This is a genomic window from Pleomorphochaeta sp. DL1XJH-081, assembly GCF_049310885.1.
Lineage (GTDB): Bacteria > Spirochaetota > Spirochaetia > Sphaerochaetales > Sphaerochaetaceae > CAYZJV01.
Genome location: NZ_JBMDYO010000001.1, coordinates 244,338 through 268,411, shown reverse-complemented (window position 1 = coordinate 268,411; position 24,074 = coordinate 244,338). Strand labels below are relative to the sequence as shown.

General features: G+C 44.6%; 19 protein-coding genes. 13 read left to right on the top strand and 6 right to left on the bottom strand.

What is annotated here, in order from left to right:
- The first annotated feature begins 40 nt into the window (after positions 1-40).
- Together ACODJP_RS01195 and ACODJP_RS01190 are read left to right on the top strand one after the other, a co-directional pair.
- Complete coding sequence (locus ACODJP_RS01195) at positions 41-2,710, top strand: histidine kinase (RefSeq protein ID WP_422478831.1); 2,670 nt, start codon at positions 41-43, stop codon at positions 2,708-2,710.
- On the top strand, positions 2,707-3,462 hold the full coding sequence (locus ACODJP_RS01190; RefSeq protein WP_422477617.1) for a LytR/AlgR family response regulator transcription factor: 756 nt from the start codon (positions 2,707-2,709) through the stop codon (positions 3,460-3,462). Before ACODJP_RS01195 ends, ACODJP_RS01190 begins: the two co-directional genes overlap by 4 nt.
- 80 nt (positions 3,463-3,542) lie before the next feature.
- Here the strand turns inward: ACODJP_RS01190 and ACODJP_RS01185 are convergent, their stop codons facing one another.
- Positions 3,543-5,066 carry a catalase gene (locus ACODJP_RS01185; protein ID WP_422477615.1) on the bottom strand — a complete coding sequence of 508 codons (1,524 nt, stop codon included), beginning with the start codon at positions 5,064-5,066 and terminating at the stop codon, positions 3,543-3,545.
- Positions 5,067-5,213: 147 nt separating this feature from the next.
- Between ACODJP_RS01185 and ACODJP_RS01180 the strand changes: the two genes are divergently transcribed.
- Entirely contained in the window at positions 5,214-5,783 is a 570-nt protein-coding gene (locus tag ACODJP_RS01180) for a TetR/AcrR family transcriptional regulator (protein ID WP_422477613.1), read from the top strand.
- Here ACODJP_RS01180 and ACODJP_RS01175 read toward each other — a convergent pair.
- A complete protein-coding gene (locus tag ACODJP_RS01175; protein ID WP_422477611.1) occupies positions 5,704-6,873 on the bottom strand; it encodes a mechanosensitive ion channel family protein in 1,170 nt (389 codons plus the stop codon). The genes ACODJP_RS01180 and ACODJP_RS01175 overlap by 80 nt on opposite strands.
- Before the next feature lie 101 nt (positions 6,874-6,974).
- Here ACODJP_RS01175 and ACODJP_RS01170 point away from each other — a divergent pair, with 101 nt between their 5' ends.
- Entirely contained in the window at positions 6,975-8,015 is a 1,041-nt protein-coding gene (locus ACODJP_RS01170) for a polyprenyl synthetase family protein (protein ID WP_422477609.1), read from the top strand.
- Positions 8,016-8,026: 11 nt separating this feature from the next.
- Positions 8,027-9,256, top strand: a complete 1,230-nt coding sequence (locus ACODJP_RS01165) for an arginine deiminase (RefSeq protein WP_422477607.1) — start codon at positions 8,027-8,029, stop codon at positions 9,254-9,256.
- Positions 9,257-9,264: 8 nt separating this feature from the next.
- Here the strand turns inward: ACODJP_RS01165 and ACODJP_RS01160 are convergent, their stop codons facing one another.
- The gene (locus tag ACODJP_RS01160) at positions 9,265-10,509 is read right to left on the bottom strand and encodes a TIGR00300 family protein (RefSeq protein ID WP_422477605.1); all 1,245 of its coding nucleotides are present in this window, start codon (positions 10,507-10,509) and stop codon (positions 9,265-9,267) included.
- A 508-nt stretch (positions 10,510-11,017) separates the two neighbouring features.
- On the opposite strand from ACODJP_RS01160, the gene ACODJP_RS01155 reads away from it, so the two are divergent.
- Entirely contained in the window at positions 11,018-11,626 is a 609-nt protein-coding gene (locus ACODJP_RS01155; protein ID WP_422477603.1) for a carboxymuconolactone decarboxylase family protein, read from the top strand.
- 5 nt (positions 11,627-11,631) lie between these two features.
- Positions 11,632-12,840 carry a hypothetical protein gene (locus ACODJP_RS01150; RefSeq protein ID WP_422477601.1) on the top strand — a complete coding sequence of 403 codons (1,209 nt, stop codon included), beginning with the start codon at positions 11,632-11,634 and terminating at the stop codon, positions 12,838-12,840.
- A 14-nt stretch (positions 12,841-12,854) separates the two neighbouring features.
- On the opposite strand, the gene ACODJP_RS01145 is transcribed toward ACODJP_RS01150, so the two are convergent.
- Positions 12,855-14,123, bottom strand: a complete 1,269-nt coding sequence (locus ACODJP_RS01145) for a POTRA domain-containing protein (protein ID WP_422477599.1) — start codon at positions 14,121-14,123, stop codon at positions 12,855-12,857.
- A gap of 173 nt (positions 14,124-14,296) precedes the next feature.
- On the opposite strand from ACODJP_RS01145, the gene msrA reads away from it, so the two are divergent.
- Entirely contained in the window at positions 14,297-14,944 is a 648-nt protein-coding gene (gene msrA, locus ACODJP_RS01140) for a peptide-methionine (S)-S-oxide reductase MsrA (RefSeq protein WP_422477597.1), read from the top strand.
- Here the strand turns inward: msrA and ACODJP_RS01135 are convergent.
- Positions 14,920-15,663, bottom strand: coding sequence for an HAD family hydrolase (locus ACODJP_RS01135; protein WP_422477596.1), 744 nt, complete (start codon positions 15,661-15,663; stop codon positions 14,920-14,922). The genes msrA and ACODJP_RS01135 overlap by 25 nt on opposite strands.
- Positions 15,664-15,789: 126 nt before the next feature.
- Here ACODJP_RS01135 and ACODJP_RS01130 point away from each other — a divergent pair, with 126 nt between their 5' ends.
- The 5 genes from ACODJP_RS01130 (at position 15,790) to ACODJP_RS01110 (ending at position 21,243) form a co-directional block, all read left to right on the top strand.
- Positions 15,790-16,557: an SDR family NAD(P)-dependent oxidoreductase gene (locus ACODJP_RS01130; protein ID WP_422477594.1), complete on the top strand. Its 768-nt coding sequence runs from the start codon at positions 15,790-15,792 to the stop codon at positions 16,555-16,557.
- A 54-nt stretch (positions 16,558-16,611) separates the two neighbouring features.
- On the top strand, positions 16,612-17,595 hold the full coding sequence (locus ACODJP_RS01125) for an AEC family transporter (protein WP_422477592.1): 984 nt from the start codon (positions 16,612-16,614) through the stop codon (positions 17,593-17,595).
- Positions 17,596-17,705: 110 nt separating this feature from the next.
- Entirely contained in the window at positions 17,706-19,484 is a 1,779-nt protein-coding gene (locus ACODJP_RS01120) for an MASE3 domain-containing protein (RefSeq protein ID WP_422478829.1), read from the top strand.
- A gap of 56 nt (positions 19,485-19,540) precedes the next feature.
- Positions 19,541-20,473 (top strand): polysaccharide deacetylase family protein, encoded by a 933-nt coding sequence (locus ACODJP_RS01115; protein WP_422477590.1) that lies wholly within the window; start codon positions 19,541-19,543, stop codon positions 20,471-20,473.
- A gap of 11 nt (positions 20,474-20,484) precedes the next feature.
- On the top strand, positions 20,485-21,243 hold the full coding sequence (locus ACODJP_RS01110; protein WP_422477588.1) for a serine protease: 759 nt from the start codon (positions 20,485-20,487) through the stop codon (positions 21,241-21,243).
- Here the strand turns inward: ACODJP_RS01110 and ACODJP_RS01105 are convergent.
- Complete coding sequence (locus ACODJP_RS01105; RefSeq protein ID WP_422477586.1) at positions 21,224-24,073, bottom strand: glycosyltransferase family 2 protein; 2,850 nt, start codon at positions 24,071-24,073, stop codon at positions 21,224-21,226. The genes ACODJP_RS01110 and ACODJP_RS01105 overlap by 20 nt on opposite strands.
- Between the last annotated feature and the right edge of the window lies 1 nt (position 24,074).

Below are 24,074 nucleotides of genomic sequence, written 5' to 3'. Positions count from 1 at the left end.
CGGTAGGTGAATCAAGGGAGGAATTGTATTAGTGAACCGAATGTCGAAGCATGTCCCATCGGTCTTGTTGATGCTTCCTCCGATTCTCCTTATCATTGGATTTCTTCTTATTCCGGTGATACATCTTTTCGTAAAAGGCCTTGGCTCCGCCTTAATGATCACAGAGCCATTGCCGTCATTCTTCTGGCCACACCTCCTGCGTGTGACAAAAAACACTTTCACCCTCGGTTTCCTAACTACCTTCATCTCATTGGTGATCGCCTTGCCGTTGGCCTATGTCCTCGTGAGGACCGATATCGGGGGGAATAGGGTATGGCTTTCCCTGTTGACCATTCCAATGATCACTCCTCCATTCATTATGGCATTCGCAGTCTTGTCGATCTTTGGAAGAAGTGGGTTGATATCACTAATTCTGCAAAATATTGGCATATATATGCCGCATATATTTGGTTTGAAGGGATTGCTCATTAACCAACTAATCGTATCCATACCGTATGCGACATTTATCATCGCTGCAGGACTGCAGGGCGTTCCTCGTCATGTCGATGAGTCTGCGGCAGCATTGGGTAGTAGCAATTTGCAGATCCTGTTCAGGGTTACCATTCCATGTATTGCCCCGCATTTGATTATTTCAGGACTTATGATCTTTCTCATGGCAATAGGTGATATAGGTGGGCCGTTGGTGATTGGAGGAGGTTATGCAGTTCTTTCTTCCGAGATCTATACGAATTTCCTATCGGTATTGAATGATGAAAGGGTAGCCCTGATCTTCAGCTTATGGGTAATCATACTATCGGTTGTATTGTTGACCTTGGTGAATCGCTTATTGAGGGCAACAACGAGAGAGTACCAAAGGGGTATCGCTCCAGTCATCTATCGATTGAGGAATTTGAACTGGATTATCTATTGTCTTGTCGGGTTGGTCTTCATGTTTCTTCTTGCTCCTTTCTTGGTTACTGTCGTGCAGTCCTTTATTACCATTTGGGGATATCAAATAGTGCCTACCGGTTGGACACTGGCCAATTATGCAAGAATTTTTGCAGCACCTGCTATGTTGAAGGACACTATCCAAATGTCCTTGACGGCCACGATAATCATTGTAGTCTTGGCGTTGATACTCGGAAACCAAATCTACTTCAAGAAAAAGTTCCGCTTTCTGGATTATATTCTGGTAATTCCCTTCATCTTGCCAGGAATAGTCTTGTCAGTAGGGGTTCTGAGTGCTTATGCAGGAATTTTTCCACAAAACCATCCCATCCCATTCTATGTATTGCTCCTCTTTACCATCGTAGCCCGTCGTTTGCCATATAGTCTAAAAACAATGGAGGCTGGTTTCCTTGTAGCGGATAGGAGAAGGGAGGAGGTCTCAAGGAGTTTGGGAGCAAGTGCTGTGAAATCCTTCTTTCAGATTACCTTGCCACAATTGAAGACGTTTGTATTCGCCGCATTCATCATAGGAGTGGTAAAGACCTCGACGGAACTGTCAGCAAGCCTCATTCTGGCACCAGCTGACTGGAGGAGCCTATCGCTAGGTATTGTACACTATATTGATCAAGGAGCTCTTCCATTGGCCTCAGCGACGAGTGTATTATTGGTGTTCATTATTGGACTCGGAACCTCTGTGGTCGCTTTCTGGTCCCACAAACCTATCGATGAAGATAACGCTCGGCAATCACAAGAAGCTCTGGAAAGGCTTGTTCTTGGACGTACTCCTGTTCCAATTGTAGGGCCATCCAAGCGGATGAGGCGAAGGTGGAGTCTAAATCTCTACAAGAAATCACGTGAACCATTCGTGGTTTGTGTAGATAATCTGGGTATAACTGAAGCCAATTCGGCATTCCTGAAACTGGTGGGAGCCGATACTTTCGGACAATTGCAGGCTGAGAGTTCCTTCTCAATGTTGTTCTTTGGTGATAGGGAAGTCCTGGAGTTGTTCTCTTCTATGGAAACCATTGAAAATAGAGCCACATCACTGATGAATCTTGAAGGTGGTCGTGTACCTATAATTCTGAATGCGTACATTGTAAAGACAGAGCAAGGACACAGAAGAGCTGTCTTCTACTGTAGAAAGGTCACTGGACATTCCAGGAGGGTACAGGAATACAATAAGTTACGTGAAAGGATGATATTGGCTGAACAGATGGCTCTAAAAGCCCAGATCACTCCCCACTTCCTGTTCAATTCCTTAAATAGTGTTATGGATCTTGTAGATACAAATCCAACGGAAGCCAATGAGACTCTGCAGAACTTGGCGGACTTGTACCGGTATATCCTCTCATCGACAAAACTGGAATTTGTTCCGATAGTGGATGAAATAGCAGCTATCCAGCACTATCTACAGGTTGAGAAGTCACGGTTTTTCGATAAGCTTACCTATACCATTGAGGTTGACAAGGACTTGGAATATTGTGAAATTCCACCGATGCTCCTTCAACCTATCGTGGAGAATGCTGTCAACCATGGAGCGAAAGAGACAGGGGAAATTGATATTTCCATACGACTTTTCAAAGCTAAAGAAAACTTTATTATCCGTGTCGAGGATTGTGGAGATGCCGAATTCGATCCTGTGCGTGTAGCTACCGGCAAAGGAACGGGATTGAAGAATGTTGAAGGCCGATTGTTTGCGATGTATCATCGACGCTTAGGTTTTGAGAGTAAAAGGGGAGGAGGTCTAGTCGTAACGATGGCTATACCAATTGATGCTACATGAAGAAGACCATATGTATAATAGATGATGAGATAAGATCACGTGAAAGGGTAAAAAGGATCTTGGATAACCAAAACGATTTCCGTATCGTCGGAGAGGCTGATAATGGAAAAGCCGCTGTCGAATTGATTGATGAAAAACTACCTGATATCGTTCTTCTTGATATAAAAATGCCAGGCCTCTCTGGGTTTCAAGTATTGCAGCGCGCTATGCATAAGCCAGCTGTAATATTTATTACCGCATACAATGAACATGCCGTCCGTGCCTTTGAGATCCATGCTGTCGATTATGTATTGAAGCCGTTTCAAGACAATCGTCTCTTTGAAGCCTTGTCCAGAGTCCCCTCACGCTCGATCCCTGATGATGGAGTATTACAGCAATTGAGTTCTCTGGTTGAGGGAAGTGCTCCAATCATAAAGAAATACCAAACTCGTTTTACTGTAAAGGATCGTTTCGAGCTTAAGATTGTCGATGTCAACGATATAGATTTCTTTGCAACTGAGGATAGTCTGGTTTTTCTGTACACGAATGGTATTCGCTACATTGTGGATAAGACTCTTTCTCAAATCGAAGAGAATGTGAACCCAGAGCATTTTTTCAGAGCCCATCGCAAATCGTTAGTGAATTTGAACAGAATTGAGCGGATTCTTCCTTGGGGAAGAGGACGCTATGTATTGAAATTTCCACATGACGAGAAAGTTCATGTAAGCAAAGACAAGACACGAGAATTCAAGGGATTGATGGGCTTGTTATAGCATATCGTAAGTGTAGGTAAGTAAAAAGTGCCAGACCCAATTTCTCAAGTCCAGCACCCTATAACATGGAAGCACCCTGACTAAGCTCTCGCACCATAGGTGTCATCCATGTCCACCGAATCAAGATCTACCCCCAAAGCCTTTGCAACACCCGCTCCGTATGCTGGATCGGCTAGGAAGCAATGGCGGATATGTCGTTTCTGTACCTGAAGGGTGGTTCCTTGCATATTCCGACCGGTATTCGCGAAGAGGCGCTCCTTGGCATCCGTATCCATGAGATTGAATAATTTTCCTACCTGTTCATAATAATGGTCGTCATCTTGACGGAAGTCGTAGTGGTCGATCGGCCCCTGTCCATCATATGGGGGCTCTTGAAGTGCATTCTGGTCTTTCCACTTGCCATATGAATTTGGATTATAATGGACAGATCCTCCAAAATTGCCATCCATACGCATAGACCCATCCCGGTGGAAATGATTACTGGGAATCTTACTACGATTCACAGGGATCTGGTAGTGGTTTACGCCAAGACGATAGCGCTGAGCATCACCATAGGCAAACAAACGTCCTTGTAGCATGCGGTCAGGGGAATAACCGATTCCAGGTACACTGTTGGCAGGATTGAAAGCTGCCTGTTCTACATCCATGAAATAGTTATCGGGATTACGATTCAACTCGAAGTAGCCAACCTCATGAAGTGGGTAGTCCTTGTGATACCAGACCTTAGTCAGATCAAAGGGATTGTCAGGATGTTCCAATGCCTGTTTCTCAGTCATGATCTGCACATACATGGTCCATTTTGGGAATTCTCCCTTTTGAATTGATTCGAATAGATCCTTTTGGTTTGATTCCCTATCTTTTGCTACCACTTCCTCAGCCTCGGCATCGGTAAGGAAATCTATTCCCTGTTGTGTCTTGAAAGTGAATTTTACCCAGTATCGTTCATTTTTAGCATTAATGAATGAGTAGGTATGGGATCCATATCCATTCATGTGACGATAGCTTTTGGGAATACCTCGATCTCCCATGGTGATGGTTACTTGATGCAAGGCTTCTGGAAGCATGGACCAAAAATCCCAGTTGTTTTGGGCTGAGCGCATATTTGTTCGTGGATCACGTTTTACTGCATGGTTCAGGTCGGGAAAAAGCATGGGATCCCTAAAGAAGAAAACGGGTGTATTGTTTCCTACAAGATCCCAGTTTCCTTCATCGGTATAGAATTTCATTGCAAACCCACGGATATCACGTTCTGCATCTGCTGCACCACGTTCTCCCGCAACTGTAGAAAATCGTACAAACATTTCGGTTTGCTTTCCAATTTCTGAGAAAAGGTCAGCCTTCGTCCATTTCGTTATATCATGGGTGACCGTGAAAGTTCCAAAAGCCCCGCTACCTTTTGCGTGCATCCGTCTCTCCGGGATAACCTCACGATCGAAGTGGCTCATCTTTTCCAGATACCATGTGTCCTGCAACATCGCACCACCACGTTTGCCTGCCGTTTGAATATTCTCATTGTTGGCTATAGGGCGTCCACTAATGGAAGTGAGCGGTTTCTTGGAAGATGTGTCTCTTCCATCTTGGTCTTTTTTCTCATTATTTCCCATAATTACCTCCATTACGAATATGTAATTATTACATATATAAAATGAGATGCAAGAAAATTCATCCTATGTAGAATATTACTAGGTGTATAAGGTGGTTTGTGATAGTATATGAATTGTTATATAACAAATGAGATTAAAGGAGTAATCATGCCACCAGTAGAGAAAATTTCAAGACAAATGGTGCTGGAGGCGACGTTCGCAATAACACGCGTAAAGGGCTTTGCTCAGGTGAACGCTAGGACTCTCGCAGCCCAATTGGGGTGTTCGACCCAACCGATATATAGCAGATTCGGGAATATGGATGATCTTAAAAGAGCGTTCATACTCTATCTAGAAGTCTCCTTTTCCGATTATGTTAAGCAGAGAATAGGAGATGATAATCCACTTATCCAAACAAGCCTTGCCTATATCTCCTTCGCGAAAGAGGAGCCTCATCTATTTTCACTTCTATTTTTGACTTCTTATAAGGGTAAGCGAGGTCTTGGAAAGAATCTCAAGATTATTGAACGGTTAGGTGTGGTTGGTAGCATGTCTAGGAAAACGGGAATTGACCCAGATGTCGCCACCGGGCTATACAGAAATATGATGCTGTACGCTCATGGTATAGCTGTCATGGTAGCGACAAAACAGATGGATATTACGGAAGACGAGCTTCACTTCCAGCTGGAATCTGCATATTCGGCTTTTCTCCATCAGGTAGATCACTTACAGAAGTAATCCGCAATGGAACATCTTGAGCTGCATATATCTTTTGGGTAGGATAGGCGAACTCAATGCCTTTTTCGTTGAAAGCACGGAAGATTTTTTGATAGATCTCCTGCTGTACATCCATATAGATATAATAATCTGGAGAGGGTACATAGTAGACTGTCTCAAAATTAAGAGAGAAATTACCGAACGACTGGAAATGGGAACGATCACAAGTGATTCCTGGATGACATTGGACCGATTCTACGATGGCTCGGATGATAGAAGGAATTTCCTCAACATGTTCTTGGGTTGTTTCATAGGTTACCCCAACAGTAAAGACCACTCGCCGTCGTTGCATCTGTTTATAGTTGTGGATGCGAGATGCGACAAGATCACTATTAGAAACGACGAGTAATTCACCACTAAGGACTCGTATCCTACTCGATTTGATACCAATCCTTTCAACAACACCGGATTTATCCCCAAATATAACGAAATCTCCCAATGCGAAAGGTTTATCTAGAAAAATCACAAAGTAGCTGAACAGGTCTCCCAATATCCCTTGGGCTGCTATGGCTACTGCAATACCACCTACTCCAAGGCCTGCAAGGGCAGTGGATACATCGAAACCAAGGTTTGCAAGAAGAAAGATGAAGCCAACGATCCATAGAGTGAATTTAATCAAGGAGATCAGCGGTTTTAGATTTCGTTCATGGTCTTGATTAGCCCACTCTCGTTCGAAATAGCGTGAAAAGCTCAGTTCTATTCCCTTGTTAATAGACCGAACGATAATGATGGTCATGATTATAGAGAAAACTGCTCGTACCGTTGTTTGGATACGGTCATCGAACTTTACAATACCTATACCTATAGAGAGGACTCCAAGAAATGTAAGTGGCAAGACAATCCGCTGGAAAAACCGAAGTATAGGAAGAGATCGATATTTTCCCCTCTCTTCTGATTGCAGACTCTTCTCCTCCAACTTCTTAATTTGTCTTTTTAGGATGAAATTGGTAATGAGAAGGACAATCAACCCACCAAAAACTACCAGAAATGCGGTAAGGTACTGATCGGTGTGTGGGCCTAAAAATTCCTTGATCGATGTAATAAGATTCATGAATTCAGTATACTCAATAATCATGCAAGGAGCAAACGAAAGATACCAGCGTACTGGATTTATTCGTTGCATGTATTGTGTCCACCTTCTATAATCCGGGAATGAAGATTTGGTTGGACAGCATTGAAAATGAATTGTATCGGATCTTGCCCAAGCATATAGATTCGTCTTGGGTAAGGAAAATATTCACACCAGAAGAGACTCTTTCAGAATTTAATCTGTTCGATGCCATTTGCGAACCTGCTAGGGATTTGATGTATAGTGGGGGGAAAAGATGGCGACCATTACTTATGCTCCTATCAGCGAAAATGCTTGGTGGCCAAGAGGCTTTTGAAAAGGCGATGACACTGGTTCCTCTAGTGGAGATGCCACACAATGGTAGTTTGATCATTGATGATATTGAAGATCAGTCAGATCTTCGAAGAGGCAAACCGGCAACTCATATAACCCATGGGATAGATCTCTCGATCAATGCAGGAAGCATGCTCTTTTTCCTACCTACTGTTGCGCTTGATGAGGCTCCTATTAGTGATGTTAAACGACTGCTGATCTACCAGATTTATGCGAAATACATGCGCAAGATCCATATGGGGCAGGGAATGGATATCGTGTGGCACCATGATATCGAAGGGATACCGAGCATAGAGTCATATGAGACCATGTCTAGACTTAAAACAGGTTGCCTTGCGGCCATGGGAAGTGAGATCGGAGCAGCGGTCGCTGTTGACGATATGACGATAATCGAAGAAGCAGGTATGATTGCAGAGACAATCGGTCTCGGGTTCCAAATCCTTGATGATGTGATAAATTTGGAGAAGGGTAATCCCGGGAAGAATCGGGGAGATGATATCGTAGAGAACAAGAAGAGTCTTCCCGTCATTCTCTATGCCAATGCACACCCTGAGAAACACGAACATCTTTTCTCAGTCTTCCGTCATGCGCAGTCTAACGGATATGGAGCGTCAAAAGTGGAGATTCTGGCACTGATTGATGAAATCATTGGCTCTGGAGTCCTCGAACAGGCACGAAAGCGCGCCCACGACCTGTTCCAAGGTGTATTGGAAATGATCAATGAAGTATATGGACCATCACAGGAGCGAGATCTTCTCATATCCATGGTTGAAGGTTTCAAAGAAGCGTAGGGGGAGGGCAGATGTACAGTCGATTGATGGTAGGATCGGAAGTCGGGAAACTCGAATCGGTACTTCTCCATAGGCCTGGACGGGAGTTGGAATCGTTGACTCCCCAGTACCTTGATTCGATGTTGTTCGAGGATATTCCATTCCTTGAGCAGATGCAGGAAGAACACGATTTGTTCGCAGATGTATTGCGTGGGCAAGGTTGTAGGGTCCATTATGTAGAATCGCTACTTGAGGAGGTGCTTTCGGATAGATCACTTCGCCTAGAAGTTGTCGATTTTCTGGTAGAAAGTGCCCAATTATTCTCTCCCTCACTACAGGAAATTGTCCGTGATCATCTACTGGCTTCGGATTCCAAGGAATTGGTTTCCTATTGCATCGGTGGTCTGCTAAAAAGTGCTGTGGATGACAAAGTCCGCCAGAAGACACTCTCTTATTACATCCGGGATGCGTATCCTTACTATATATCGCCACTGCCAAATCTTTATTTTACCCGTGATCCGGCAACCATGGTTCGCAGTGGAATCTCCATAAATGTTATGAAGACCGAATCCAGGCGTCGGGAAAACTGGATCATTTCCCTTTTGGCAAACCATCATCCCCTATTCTCCCAAACCAAAGTCCATAGTGATTTTAGTTATGGCAATAGCATTGAAGGCGGAGATATCCTTATCCTTAACGAACATTGCGCTGTAGTTGGAAGTAGCGCCAGAACCGGAGTGTGGGCTATTGAAGCATTTGCAAAGAGGATGATGGCTCCCTTGGAAGAAGGAGGGGAGGACTTGAAAGAGGTTCTGGTAGTGCAGATTCCATTCACTCGAGCTTATATGCATCTCGATACGGTTTTCACTATGGTCGATCGTGACAAGTTTTCTATTTTCGGAGGCATTGAACCATCACTACGGGTGTTTAGCCTGAAATTATCCTCTCGGGGTGGACTCACCATTGGAGAGGAGCCGAATTTAGCGTCTGCTCTGAAGAGAGTCCTAGCAGTTCCTTCAGTGGAGTTGATCAAAAGTGGTGGATCCGATTCGATCGCCTCTGCCCGCGAGCAATGGAATGATAGTACGAATACCCTAGCGGTCGCTCCCGGTACTGTGGTGACCTATAGGCGCAATACTGTTTCAAACGAGACACTGGAAAAACATGGAATAACTGTGATTCCTATCCGAGGATCGGAACTGGTCCGAGGAAGGGGTGGTCCACGGTGCATGAGTATGCCACTTGCACGGATGCCTATGTGAATTCTCTATCAGCGTCCGATCGAGGTCTCTTGTAGACGGGCTTCTAAAGCACGAAGGAAAAAACCAACATCGCTAACTATGCCGATGGCTTGTCCACTTCCCCGGTCGGTGAGTTTTGTCACGACAGCTGGATTTATATCGATGCATACCGTTTTTACCCACGATGGAGTCATGTTTCCCACTCCGATTGAGTGGAGCATGGTGGAAAGCATGATAATGAGATCTGCACCATCAATGATTTCAGCATATTGTCGCTGTGCCTCTATCATATCGTTAACAGTCTCTGGAAGTGGACCATCGTCTCTTATTGAGCCTGCCAAGCAGTAGGGGATTGCAGCCTTCTCTACCGAATACATCAAACCACTGGTCAAGACTCCTTGCTCGATGGCAGCTTTGATGGAACCACAACCATGAATGGTATTGATGGATCGCATGTGATGACTATGACCATGTTCGGCAACTATTCCAGTCTTCAGGTCCACTCCCAATGATGTACCGAAGAATTGAACTTCGAGGTCATGCACAGCTACGGCATTACCTCCGAGGAATCCTTGCACATATCCTTGTCGGATCAATGAAGCGAGGGCTGCCGAACCTCCCGTGTGTACCACGACTGGGCCACAAACAACCACCGTCTTGCCTTTCTTAGCTCTTATCCGTAGGAGTTCACTGGCCAATTTATCGACAGCGATATCGACACTCCTCTCCGAAGATACATCGTTTGTCATGAATGCGAACTGAGGAGCACTATCCTTCGGGCTGCGGATTTCAGCTTCTACAGGATAGACGCGTATAGATTCATTGCCGCAAACTATAGAATCTCCTTTCTTGAGGTCGCGTAATTTCTTACATGAAAAAGAATCCTTGGACTGATCATATACGATCGCTGCATCCATCCGTTGGTGTCCCACTGCATACCAAGCACTCTGATAATAGACTTCGGTACGGTGATTGGAACTCGAGTAGAAGTCGTTAGGAGCGTAGCGGTCCTGTTCTACTATGACCAAGTTCGCCGAAGGGACCGACTTTTCGAATACACCTGAAGGTTTCAGCGTCCTTATGAGGGTTTCCAAGTGTTCGTCATCCTTTCCCGACAGCTCAATCTCCAGATGGGAAATCTCTTGGGGAGTTTTTCCTACGCTGAAGGAGGTGATGCGATAATCGCCATCTTTGGCCAATATTGTATTCAGTATAGTTGAGAGGAGACCTGAGTCAATCAGATGTCCCTCTGCTTGGAGCATTCTCGTTTTCATATACTCTTTCTTACCGTGTCTTGGCCAGATTGTAAAGAAGAATCGGTCGAAGGAGGTTCCAATCTTATATATCAGAGGTTTTTATGGAATGATCAAAGTCCATGTAAACGATTTCATTATGCTATATGAATATAGCTTGGTATGGAAATCAAACTTGTTGGTTTAGATATTTCTAAATTGGGCATATCATCAGTATAGATAAAACATCTTAAGGTATACCAAAAAATATTTATTAAATATTTATGATATCCACTTGATTTAATATTTGAAAATGATTATTATCCAAATAGATAAAAAATTAATTAATAAGGAGTGTGCATCATGGAAAAGATAACTTGGTTTGCAACCTACTTCGGTGTGGTAGCGGGTGTCGTCTCCCTAGCTTTGGTCTTGGTCAAGCATATATAATATATATCACACAGAGTTCCAAACTTCGGTCGAGGGCAGTTGCAGTGGCAGCTGCCTGAATTTTTTTGTATGTTGGTTATGCTACAGAGGAGAATCCCCATTGGAACAGAGAAGAACATATAAACGCACCTTCAGTTTTGGACAGTTGTATCAGACCATGGTCGCTTTGCCACATGCATTGGGCGTACTGCGAGGAAACAAGAAAAGCAATGTAGTCCATGCAAAGACTATAGAGCGGATCATGCTCGCCGTTACTGAGGTGAACGGCTGTGGTGCATGTAGCTATGCCCATACTCGGATTGCTCTACGTGAAGGGTTGGGTAATGAGGAAATTACAGCAATGCTACAAGGAAGTATGGAAGCGGTACCCGAACGAGAGGCAAAAGCAATCTTGTTTGCCCAGCATTTTGCGGAGACAAAAGCCATAGTCGACAGGGATGCCTACTACCAATTCATCTCGTCGTATCCTGAAGAAGAGGCCTTCGTGATGATAGCGGCAATGCAGGTAATCCTATTCGGTAATGCCTACGGAATTCCCTATAGTGCGCTGTCTTCTCGACTTAAGGGGAATCCTTACCACGATAGTACCCTTCTTTATGAGGTGGGGATGCTCGTTTGGGGACTTTTATGTCTACCTGTTGCATTAGTTCAGGCACTTGTGCAGAGACTATCTTCCCGACCGATTATCCGCTATTCATCGATAAATTGAGATAAATGCCCATTTTCCTCCTTGAATCCTCCGTGGAGGTCTTGTCCAAAGGCAAAAATGAATTACAATTACAGGACAAACGTAAGGAGCAGATGATGGTAACGATCAGGCAAGTATCTTCAAAAAAAGACTGGAACCGTTTTTTTTCCTTCCCCAACGAACTTTATCGAGACAATCCCTATTATGTCCCGACCTTAATTTATGATGAGAAGTGGAATTTCAACCCCAAGAAAAACCCTGCTTACGAATATGTGGAATCGGTTGCATTTCTCGCTCTCGATGGAAATGAGGTTGTAGGACGCATTGCTGCGCTGATCAACCATAAGCTGAATAAGCTCAAGAGCGAGAAGAAGATCCGTTTTACTCGTTACGATGTCATTGATGATTTCTCTGTCTCCGAGGCATTGTTCTCGGCAGTCTTCGAGTGGGGTAAGCAAGTCGATGCCGACACCATTATCGGACCTATCGGTTTTTCCGATCTAGATAAGCAAGGTCTCCTCGTCGAAGGATTCGATCAACCAGGAATGTTCATAACCCTCTATAACCATCCCTATTACCATGACCACCTGGTACGACTTGGGTTCGAGAAAGAGGTCGATTGGGTCGAGTTCAAGGTGTTCGTTCCGGAAAAACCGGATGAGCGTATTGAGCGGATTTGTGATATAGCGCAAAAAAGACATGGATACCGATTGCTTGAGTTTAAAAAGAAGAAAGAGGTCATCCCGTATGCCCGGCAAATGTTCAGGATGTACAATGACTCGTTTGCACAGCTATATGGGTTCTGTCCTCTCAGCGATGGACAGATCGATATGGCTATTAAGCAATTCATCAGCCTTGTGAGTCTGGAGTATGTCTTCATTGTCGTAGATAAGAGCGATGAGGTAATTGGATTCGGGATCATGGTCCCATCCCTCTCTCAGGCTGTAAAGAAATCCAATGGTCGGCTATTGCCTCTGGGACTGCTACGAATAACACGGGCACTGAAATACCACGATATCTTGGATATGTACCTCATTGCCGTGAAGCCGGAATACCTCGGAAGGGGAGTAAATGCTGTCATATTGAATGAGGGAATTAAGCGGGCTATTGCCAATGGGGTAAAGTTCGCTGAAACCGGTCCAGAACTCGAGGACAATGATAATGTACAGACTCAGTGGAAGGCTTTCACCGTTGAGCAGCACAAACGTCGCCGCTGTTACGGAAAACCCCTTTAACAAATAGCCTTCCATTACATCTGGACACCGACACTCACGCTGAATATCCAAGAAGGATCGAACATGTTATAGGCTATGTCGACTCCAACAGCCGGTATGGCGACCTTACGGAGATAGAGTCGGAAACCGGCTCCCGGTCCTCCAAAGATCTGCGGTTCTGCGATCACATCCGTATCGTACATGCCGAATTCCCAGAAATGGCCTATAATGCCAACTCCCCATGAGGTTCGGAATATGGGAAGATCATATCCTGTAGTAATGCTTGCCCAACGGTCGGCACTACTGCTCTTGGGAAGAGTTCTGTATCCATCTTTTCCATCAATGTCGGTCTCAGCAAGAGCAGGCATTTCCCCATAGCCACCCGAGAGCATGAATTTCAGTCGTTGCGTTTCCCACATTGGCAAGCTCCAAGATAGGTCTCCACTGACCTCCCATCCCGATTCCAGCAACAAGAATCGACTTGATAATGATGCTGTGGTTCCCACTGTAAGTACGTCTGCAAGTCTTGTATCGTCATATCGTAGAGAGATTTCGGGTTCTATATAGGTCAAATCGGTCAATGGGACGGAATCGACTCCGATTTCGATCTCCTGGATCTTCCAGTCACGAAAAGTTGCATTGGCACTCATGTCCAGTTGTGGTGTGAATGAGTAGCCAATACCAGCACCAATATTCAGGTATCGTGAAGTGAATGCACGGACAAGCGTTGTATCGGGAAGATACACCGCGCTGTCAGATGTTCCGAACCCGCCTGTCAGTGTATGTGACCATGCCGAGCGAGCTATGGACGGATTGGAGTAGACTAGGAGACCTCTCAAACCGTTGGTACCTCCATAGACGGCTGTCATGAGGAATGTATTATATCCGAACAGGTTCGCTTCAATGAGAAACAGTCCACCATTGAAACTCTCCCCGTCGGAGGTGAAGTAGGGTACCGGTATAAGACTCCACTTCTCTTCTACGGTTACCACAAGATCGGAAACGGGTATTGATGTTGAATCTTGGGTTTGAGGAGTGAGTGACAACGAGACAGTGGAGAACAATCCACTTTTCAAAAGGACAGTCTCTACGTTTTCTATATCTTCTTGAAATATAGTTTGACCCTCATCTAGGGGGATGAGAGCCCTCACAACCGAAAATTTCGTCCGTTTCAGACCTTCGATTTGAATTTCTCCAAGCATGACACCGGTAGTCGCGATGGAAGGGGTTTGTGCATATACAGCGAATGTGATGAAAAGTAACAGAATGACTGTGAAGAATGTCCGAAGGTGTTTCATATGCATACGTAGGTCCCTCCTCAACGAGCTTATTAGTGAATATTTAGACTTTTACACTAAAGCATTATTCTACACAAGGGACACAGAGTGAAATCGATTCATGGCGAAGGAAGCATTTTACGTTGGACGTATTTATAAGTATCTTCAGTTTATCATAGTGTTTCAATAGGAGAATGATGATGAAAATCTTTACATATGCATTGATACTTGCCTTGGTGCTTTTCGGTCTTTCACCATTGGTAGCGTCGGGGAATCAAGAGTCTGAACCATTGCAAACTGCCTCGGACCTTTCCGGGCCACCTATAACGACGGTTCCCGGATCTATTAGCGACTACGAAGACTACCCTGTAGCAGTGTTTGCAGGAGGGTGCTTTTGGGGCGTGGAAAGTCTGTTTGAAAACCATTCAGGAGTCTTAGATGTTGTCTCCGGATATACTGGTGGAACCATGGAATTCCCTACCTATCGTTATATTTCCATGGGTAACACAGGCCATGTGGAGGCGGTAGCGGTATTTTATGATCCGGAGAAAACCAATTACCGGACATTGGCAAAATATTTTTTCGAGATCCATGATCCTACCCAAGAAGGAGGACAAGGCCCAGATATTGGAAGTCAATACGAATCCGTGATCTTCTATGGTAATGGAGAGGAAGAGACGATCGCCCACGATCTCATCGAAATCTTGGAAAAAGAGGGGTATGATATAGCTTCTCGGGTGGAAGAGAGATCAGCGTTCTATCGTGCCGAAGGGTATCATCAGGATTATTATGCCAATAATGGAAGTACGCCCTACTGTCATGTCTACACCAAACGATTTCCCGATTGAGCGATAACGTTTTCTTCCAGCCAGATGGCGACGCCATCTTTTTCATTTGACTTGGTGATGTAGGAAGCTGCATCTTTTGCCGCGGATTTGGCATTCTCCACTGCCACCCCAGTAAAGTATGCCAGCATACCTACATCCATCAGGTCGTCACCGAAGCAGATGACTTGCCCTGGATCGACATCCTCCAAAATATGTTGTAGAGCAGAAAGTTTTGTAGCATGCACGTGTGATAGACGGTACAGATCGGGTTGCCACAGAGCGGTTACCGTCCCGATTCCCTGCCACCTTTCGCCAAGCTCTTTCGCATGATCTGCTGCAGTCCATAGGAAAAGGCTGAACACATCCTTAGGAACCGATTGAAAAGAGAAGGTATCATGGGTAATCCTTCCCCCAGCGGTATCCATTGTCCACGACTGTATCAACGGGTTTACCAAAAGATCTTGCATCACATGGTCCAGCATTTCACGGTCTATCGGCTTTAGGTATTGTACCGAATCCCCTTTCATGGCGAGAGCACCTCCACTGAGTACCATCGCATCAGGTTTGAGGATTTCTATGAACTCCGATGCGTAGGATTTGCTTCGGGTAGTGGCGATCGCAAATTTGCAACCCATTTCCCGAACTGCGGAAATGGTCTTAAGCGCCCGCTCCGATATGCTACGGTCATCATACAACAATGTCTCATCCAGATCGGTAACTACCCATTTGGGAACAATCATGGCAATTCTCCCTGTTGAAGTTCTCCTAAGGATGGTACAAATTCCCGTTTGAGACAAGGTGATTATTGGGCTTTTCAGGTATCCCACTTGTTCGCTACAATTGAATTACGTTTCGGGAGGCACCTCATGTCGAATGTCAAGTCAGATCCTGCCAGTATAAGAAAAGCCTTGGTGACTGGTAGTTCAAGAGGAATAGGGCTAAGCATAGCGAAGGTCTTGGCCAGTCATGGAGTTGATATCTGTATCACAGGAAGGAACTTCGAGAGTCTTCTGAAGGCAAAACGACAGATTCTCGATTATGCACAACCCCATTGCGATACACCCGAATGCGGTTTGGTTTTTCCAATCCAAGTCGATCTTGGTCTCCCTGAGACTCCTGCCATCCTTATGGATAAAACCATCGAAAGTTTGGGAAGTTTAGATCTATTGGTGAATAATGCCGGTATTTCCCTTAGCACACCGCTCGAAGAGACTACCATTGAGCAGTGGAATACCATAATGGCCATAAATGCGAGAGCACCCTATTTCTTATGCAAACAGGCGCTTCCATATCTACGAAATTCCTTTTCTCCAACGATAGTACAGATTGCATCGGTAGTAGCCTATGAGGGCTATGTGGACCAAAGTGCCTATACAGCTTCAAAGCATGCTCTTCTTGGATTTACCAAATCTTTAGCAAAGGAAGTCCATGAAGATGGAATTCGGATCCACACTATCTCTCCTGGGGGAGTCGCAACCGATATGATCGGAGCAGTCAGACCGGATATCGATACCAGTGCGCTTATCGATCCTGATGAGATCGCACAAATGGTATGGTTCCTTGTATCCCACCGAGGTAACGCAATGGTCGACCATGTTGCAATCCATAGATCATCCAAATTACCATGGACCTGAAATAGGGTAGTACAAACTACTGCAGAGAACTGAAATTTCTGTTATAGTCAGTCCGTGGCTCCGTCGACTGGACTCTTGAATCCACTATGGATGCCAACAATGGTTACAGGTGGCATTTTCATGGAATTCCTCAATCTCTGGAATCTACAGGGACAGTTGTTGTTACTCCTTGTAATCGGAGCATTTTTACGACGGTTTGGCATATTTACTGGGCAGACTAAGGCTTTCCTGACCGATTTTGTCATTTATGTGACACTCCCTTGCAGCATAATCCTCTCGTTCAGGATGGATATCGATTCTACAGTTCTCGTATCTTTTGCCTTGGTTCTTGTGGTGTCACTATTGATCCAACTTTTTTGTATGCTGCTGGGTGTATTACTGTATAGGAGACAAAGTGCCCCACGCAGAAGTGTTTTACGATACGGTATCCTGGTTTCCAATGCGGGTTTCATGGGATTACCTATAGCGGGGGAGTTGTTCGGTAGCGGGGGACTCATGTTTGCCTCTATCTATCTGATTCCACAGCGTATTGTATTATGGACTGCTGGAATCTCCTGCTTCTCCCATGAGGATGTATCCTGGAAACAGACTGTTAAGAAGATAGCTATCCACCCTGGTTTGGTTTCTGTCTATATCGGATTACTTGTCATGTTTTTCAATCCACCTATACCGGTGTTCATTGAGAAGACGATGGCATCCATAGGTTCATGTACTACACCGCTATCGATGATGTTGATCGGAAGTATCGTCGGTGAAATGGACAGGTCGCAAATGCGAATAGACTGGTTTTCCCTCGGGTATTCCACTATCCGCTTGGGTTTGATTCCCTTGGCTGCTTATCTAGGCTGTCGAGCATTTTCCATAGATCCACTGATCACCAGCGTATCTGTGCTTCTTGCGGGAATGCCGGTGGGGAGTACTACGGCGATTATAGCGGCAAAATATGGTGGGGATGCGCCATTCGCCTCACAGTTGGTGACGATCTCTACCGTCCTTTCCATGGTATCCATACCGCTGTGGGCTTTAGTACTTGCATAAAAGGTTTATTGAAATAGATATAAGTCTTGTGCAACTTTTTGTTGCAATTCGGAAGGTTGGATGACACAATTCTTTAAAGATGATGTAAGGGAGTGTGTGACTTGTTAACAGTGGAGAACCCCAGAAATCGTTGGTTCATCCTTGTCATGGTGTTATTACTCCTAGTCGTGCTCTGGTGGACGCAACCATATGTCCTTTTCCATACCGTCATTGAATTCATTGCGATTTTTATAGCCATGTCGCTTTATAATATGGGCTCTCAAGCCTATCGATACTCACAAGATAAGGTCTTATACTTTGTAAGTATAGGAGCTTTCCATGTTGCTGTAATAGATAGCCTGCATACACTCACCTATGCCGGATTACAGGCATTCCCCAATGCCACTGTGAATCATACTACCCAACTCTGGATTGCCGGTAGATTAGTTCAACTTGTTCTACTAGCTTTGGTTCCATTGGTCCACCGTCAGAGTAAACGGATTTCCAAGGTATCTATAGAAGTCTTTTTCTTCGTTCTTTCGTGTTTTCTTATTGGTCTTATCATCTTTGATCGGTTTCCTCTTTGCTATGTGGAAGGATCTGGCCTAACTCCATTCAAAATCTATACGGAGTATATAATTATTGCCCTAGTGATTGTAGCTTTGGTATGTATCAAAAGGTTCCATGTGGTCACCAACCAGAAAATTGTTAACTATATTCGGATTGCACTGGTATTCCTTGCACTCTCAGAATTGAGTTTCACCCTGTACCGGGATGTCTATGGCATTTTCAATGCTATAGGACACTTTCTTAAGATAATCTCATTTTTCTCGATCTGGATATTGGTTGCAGACGAAGGATACGCCAAACCCTATGATAATCTCTTCTTCCAAACCTATCAGAATTCCATTCACGATCAACTCACAGGATTGTTCAATCGTCGCTATTTTGAACTGGAATACGACAATATAATGAAGCTATACCAGAATCGGGAAATTTCTGTAGTGATGACCGATATCAATGGGCTGAAACTCATCAATGATGCATTCGGCCATCATGAAGGTGATCGTCTGATTGTAGCATTTGTACAACTGCTACAGTCACGATGTAAGAGTAATGATGTCTTGATCCGCATTGGTGGCGATGAATTTCTTGCTATTATTCCAGATTCCAGCCATGAGAAGGTGGAATCATTCTTCTTGGATCTCAGTATTGCCTTCTCAAAAATCGAGACGGGACGGATTACCTATTCCGTATCATTTGGTGTTGCGACAAAGGATAAAGGAGAAATCGATGGTAAGCTCTTGGTAGCTCGGTCAGAGGAGCAAATGTACCACTACAAGCTAATGTACAGTGCCAAAGTCAAAGCTCTCATAATCAAGCGGGCATTGCAAACCGTGTATGCTATGGATACGTACGAAGAAGAGCATAGTAATCATGTCTCCGAACTCTGTGAACAATTCGGTAAGGTCATGGATTTCTCTCCAGAGAGGATTCAAACCTTGGCACTGGCAGGGAAGATGCACGATATCGGAAAGGTTCATGCTTGGGAATCGGGAGCAGTGCCGTCAAAAACCTGGAATAAACAAGATTCGGTCCATGTTCGTAGACACACGGAAATTGGTTTTACTATATTGAGTTCAGTCAATCTGTATTGTTCTATAGCCGAATTCGTTCTCTACCACCACGAATGGAATAATGGGGAGGGGTATCCGGTCGGACTGAAGGGGGATGACATTCCCGTGGAATCCAGAATGATCGCTATTGCTGAAGCTTATGATGTGATGGTTTCCGGAAGACCGTATCAGAGACAACGTACCCATGAAGATGCAATCGGTGAGTTGAAGCGATGCAGTGGCTCGCAGTTTGATCCACAGCTTGTTGAAGTTTTCGTCTCAAAAGTAGTTTAATGATGGGAAAGGCTTTCTCTATCCCTTTTTTCTGGATATAATCCAAATATGGGAGTATGACAATAGTGATTAGACGGTATCTGCCTATCCTCTTGGGTTTCATTCTATCAAGTATGGTATTCACATTGTCAGCCGAAGGTGCCTCCACAGCAATTGCACCTGAGGAGGTCTCAGCTCCATTGACAGTAAGAGAAGTTCCTGCAGTCAGGTACTGGAAGAGTAGTAATGATATTGGCTTTCCCACTACGTTATTACCATTCCAGCGGGACGTGGCCAAGGTTCCTCTCCGGAACGAACCTAAGATTGTTCCAATCCTCTACCACAATATTGTTTTTGGACGGACTGGGAATATCTACAACCGGGATATCTACAACTTCGAACACGATCTGGCTTTCCTGAAAAGGAACTACCTCATACTCGATTTCCAGGAACTGCTCGATATTTATAACGGGAAGAAGACTATAGCATCAGATGCTACCGTGATTACTTTTGATGATGGTGACCTTTCCATCTATGCCATTGTCTATCCCCTATTGAAGGAGATGGATATGAAAGCTACCTTCTTCCTCGTTCCCAATTTTATCGGGGAGGTCGGTTACATGAGCTGGGACCAAGTACGGGAAATGAATAACTACCGTACCCTGACTGGACGAAAATTATTTTCCTTTGGTTCTCACTCGCTGACCCATAGACCACTCGGAGATTTGACCAAGGAAGAGGTCTTCTTTGAGATGCAAGAGTCAAAGCGAATTATGGAGAAGGAGCTGGGAGAACCAGTGTTTACGATTGCCCTTCCGTTCGGAAGTGGAGCTGGAAGCGCAAAAATTATTGAGGCTGCGAAGGCGAGCGGGTATCTAGTCGTGAGGACTTCACAACCAGGCGCTGTCGCGACCGAAATGATTAATCCGATGAACATTCGTACCTTCAATGTGGAAAATTACAGCACTGATGTCTTCGTCAGGCATATGCTTGACCTTACAGGCCGATAGGGGAAATTGCCATGCCTAGAATCCTACGACTCTTTGTAATTCCATTCCTTTTTCTTTTGACTTCCTGTCTCCATGGAGTTGCTACGATTGATACGCTTGAAGTCGGAAGGCGAGAAATGGAATTCGGAGATTTTACCTGGAGAGTCAAAACCTCAACTGCAGCTGTTGCTCCCGGTCCAAACTTCTACGCAGGAACTACAGATGCCGTGTGGGTAGATGATGAGGGGATGCACCTGACCATAGCAAAGCAGGGAGATCATTGGTATGCGACAGAAGTCTTTACTAGGCAAAGGGTGGGATATGGCACCTATACCTTCACCGTGGAAAGCGATGTTCTCTCGTATGATCCTTCAGTGGTAGCTGGATTTTTTACCTGGGACACTGCTCCGGTAGAGTTCAATAGGGAGATCGATATAGAGTTCGCCGCATGGGGTGAACCGGGTGGGACCAAATTCCAATACGTGGTTCAACCTTACACCTCTTCAGACCGTATACGAATATTCGATCCAAAATTGCAAGGTAGTACCACCACTCATCGGATTATTTGGACTCCCAAACATTTGGAATTCTTCAGCTATCATGGTCCTGTCGATCCCGACGATCCACTTTCACAGGAAAATCTTATGCAACACTGGGTTTTCTCCGGAGATCCACCAACTGAAGGAAAGGTTCGATTCCGCATCAACCTCTGGCTATTTCGAGGTCAAGAGCCCGAGAATCGGACAGAAATGGTAGTGAAATCGTTTGATTTCAAACCTTTGGAGCGTTGACCTTCGAAGTTCGTTCGAACCCCTTTCTGACCTGAGCTCCCCAGCCTTTGTCCTTCCTCATTGCACTGAAGAATCCAGTTACCCGCCAAAGGCTGATATATTGGCGTATGCCGAAATTTTCCATGACCGCTATGCCTAATAATCGTCGTACATCCCTTGGGCCATACATTTCATAATCCATTTCGCTGATAAGCACGGAGGAGACACTTACTAGAATTCCCAGTAGGATCGTTGCAGTAAAGAGCAGCAGTCCTATCTGAAGATTCAGCAAACCAAAGAATGCAGAGAGAATGACAAGAAACAGTCCTTGAGCTTCAATGAAAGGACCGACCAGTTCAAAGATGAAGTAGTAGAGCATGCCAGCCATTCCCAACCGCCCATATCGAGGATTTGCAATCATCGTACTATGGAACAACAGGATATCGACAAGTCCCCGGTGCCACCTGTCTCTTTGTCTGTGTAACACCTTCCAGGATTCGGGTACTTCGGTCCAACAATTCGCATTAAATGCATACTGGACCCGGTAAGGACGTTTGGCTTCCCTCATGGATCGGGAGAGACGGACCACGAGTTCCATATCCTCTCCTACCGTATCTTTTCGATATTTCCCACTCTTTGTGAGGTACCCACCAGTCTGAATCGTCCTTTCCCGATTAAAGACTCCAAAAGCTCCACTTATTATCAGAAGAAGATTCATATGAGCCCAACCGACTCTTCCGGACATGAATGAGCGCATGTATTCCAACGATTGCAAACGAGCTAGGAAGTTCTTTGGTAGCGATATTTCATCGAGAGAACCCAGCTCAACCGAGCATCCGTTTATGGGACAGATATTACCTCCACTCGCTATTGTCTCAGCCGATGCATCAATCATTACAGATACAGCCTTCAATAAAGCATCGCTTTCCAATAGTGAGTCGGAATCGATACCACAAAAGAACTGCTTCGAAGCAACATTGAGACCGAGGTTCAATGAATCGGCTTTTCCTCCATTTACCTTATCTACAACTAGTAAGTTTGGGATGTTCTTATTCGTATAGATTCCTCGTAAAGTTCTGGTCTGTAATCGTTTTTGGATGATACGATCCCGTTTTTCCAGGTCAAAGTAGGATATCAGAGTGTTCAACGTTTCATCTTTACTTCCGTCATTCACCACAATTAACTCAAAATCGGGATACCGTTGGTTCAGCAACGAATTGACACTCTCGATAATATTGTTCGCTTCATTGTATGCAGGAGCAATAATCGAAACCGAAGGGAGGAGCTCTCTCGTATAGAGCATGGTAAGATCCTTGCTCTTCCAGAGTCTTGATTGGATTCGAGCTCCCCTGACCGATACAAGAAGCACGGAAAGATAAATCAAATTTATTGTTATTGCATAGAAAGCCAATAGATAATTGAAACGTACTATGTAGAGTCTTCCAATTTCCTTCCATGATAAGCTTATAAGGTTTGTGAATTCACTTGAGAGGATCACTATGGGAAACAACAAGAGGATGAGCATAAGCAAGAGAGCGAGTCTAAGACGTTGTGGAGGTTCCTTATGGGGTGGGGGTAATTCCGTCTTATGCTTTGCTATGCGTATCTTGAATTCTCCCAAAAGCCTTTTATCCAGATACTGGATAATCTCCGATTTCATCATGGGATCACTTTTCAGCATAGGGCGAAGTACTTCAATAATCTGTCGTTCTATAGCCGGATCCCTATTTCTGTTCAAGAAAAAGATGATACCGCTCGTATGTCTCGCCCGTACCAGGTGGCGTATCAGGTCGACAACCTGATCGTGTAAAGTGCCGGTGATTCTAAGAAGGAAGTATTCGATTCTGCGATCCAGTACCTTGGCAAGCAGCTCTGAATGTATATGATTCTTGGTCTGGGTAAAGCGTTCCACAATCTCGGAGAGCAATACGGGATTCTGGAAAGTCATTTCGGCAAGACATTGGACAATCTGGTCATGAATGGATCTTTTTTTCGCATAGGAAAGGATAATGGGAATACTCTCTTTACTTTGGAGTGTGCCATATGCCCGGATCACCGAGAGAAGGACATCTTTTTTCTTGCTGGAGATAAAGGGCTCTTGTATGAGTTCTTCGGGAAAGTGTTTCACCAAAGCCTCTAATGCCAAGTGACGTATGGGAATTCGATCCGACTGTGCAATTGTTGTCAGGTAAGTTCGAAACTCTTGTGAAGGATGATAATAGGCATACTTACAGATAATCTTTTGCATATAAGAACGGGAATTGTCTTTGCGTTTGAGCAAGTACGGAAATAATAGATCTTCATAGGTGAAGAGTATCGCTCGCAATCGTCCCGCCATCCAAGGTGTCGCTTTCCTGATTTTGCTTATCACGGGTATAATTGCCCTTGTGTCCTTCTGTATTGCGAGGGCTTGTGCGATATAAAGGGAGACATTTACATCTTTTTCCTTTTTAAGTGCATACAAAAGGGCATCCCTTACGGATCCATGGTTCAGATAGCGTAGGTTCGCTGCAGCCTCAATTCTCCGAATCCGCCTTCTTGATTGGAGTTGATTCATATAGAAGTGCGGTAGATTCGTGCCAAGCAATAGTTGAAGAAGATATTCTTCCCTCTCCGTTGGCAAGGATACCGAGCACTTCAGTTCCTTGAACAGAGTGAACAATTCTTCTGGATCGATTTGATCTTCATCTATTTCCCCATCGATCAATTGGTGTTCCAATATATCTCGATGTTGTTCGATTCGTTTAGTACGGGCTCTCCGATACCATTTAAGTATAAAGGTAGCAAGGATTAAGGAAACGTCGATACAAAGTACGACGATGGTTAGTACGATGGCGAACGTATTACCCATG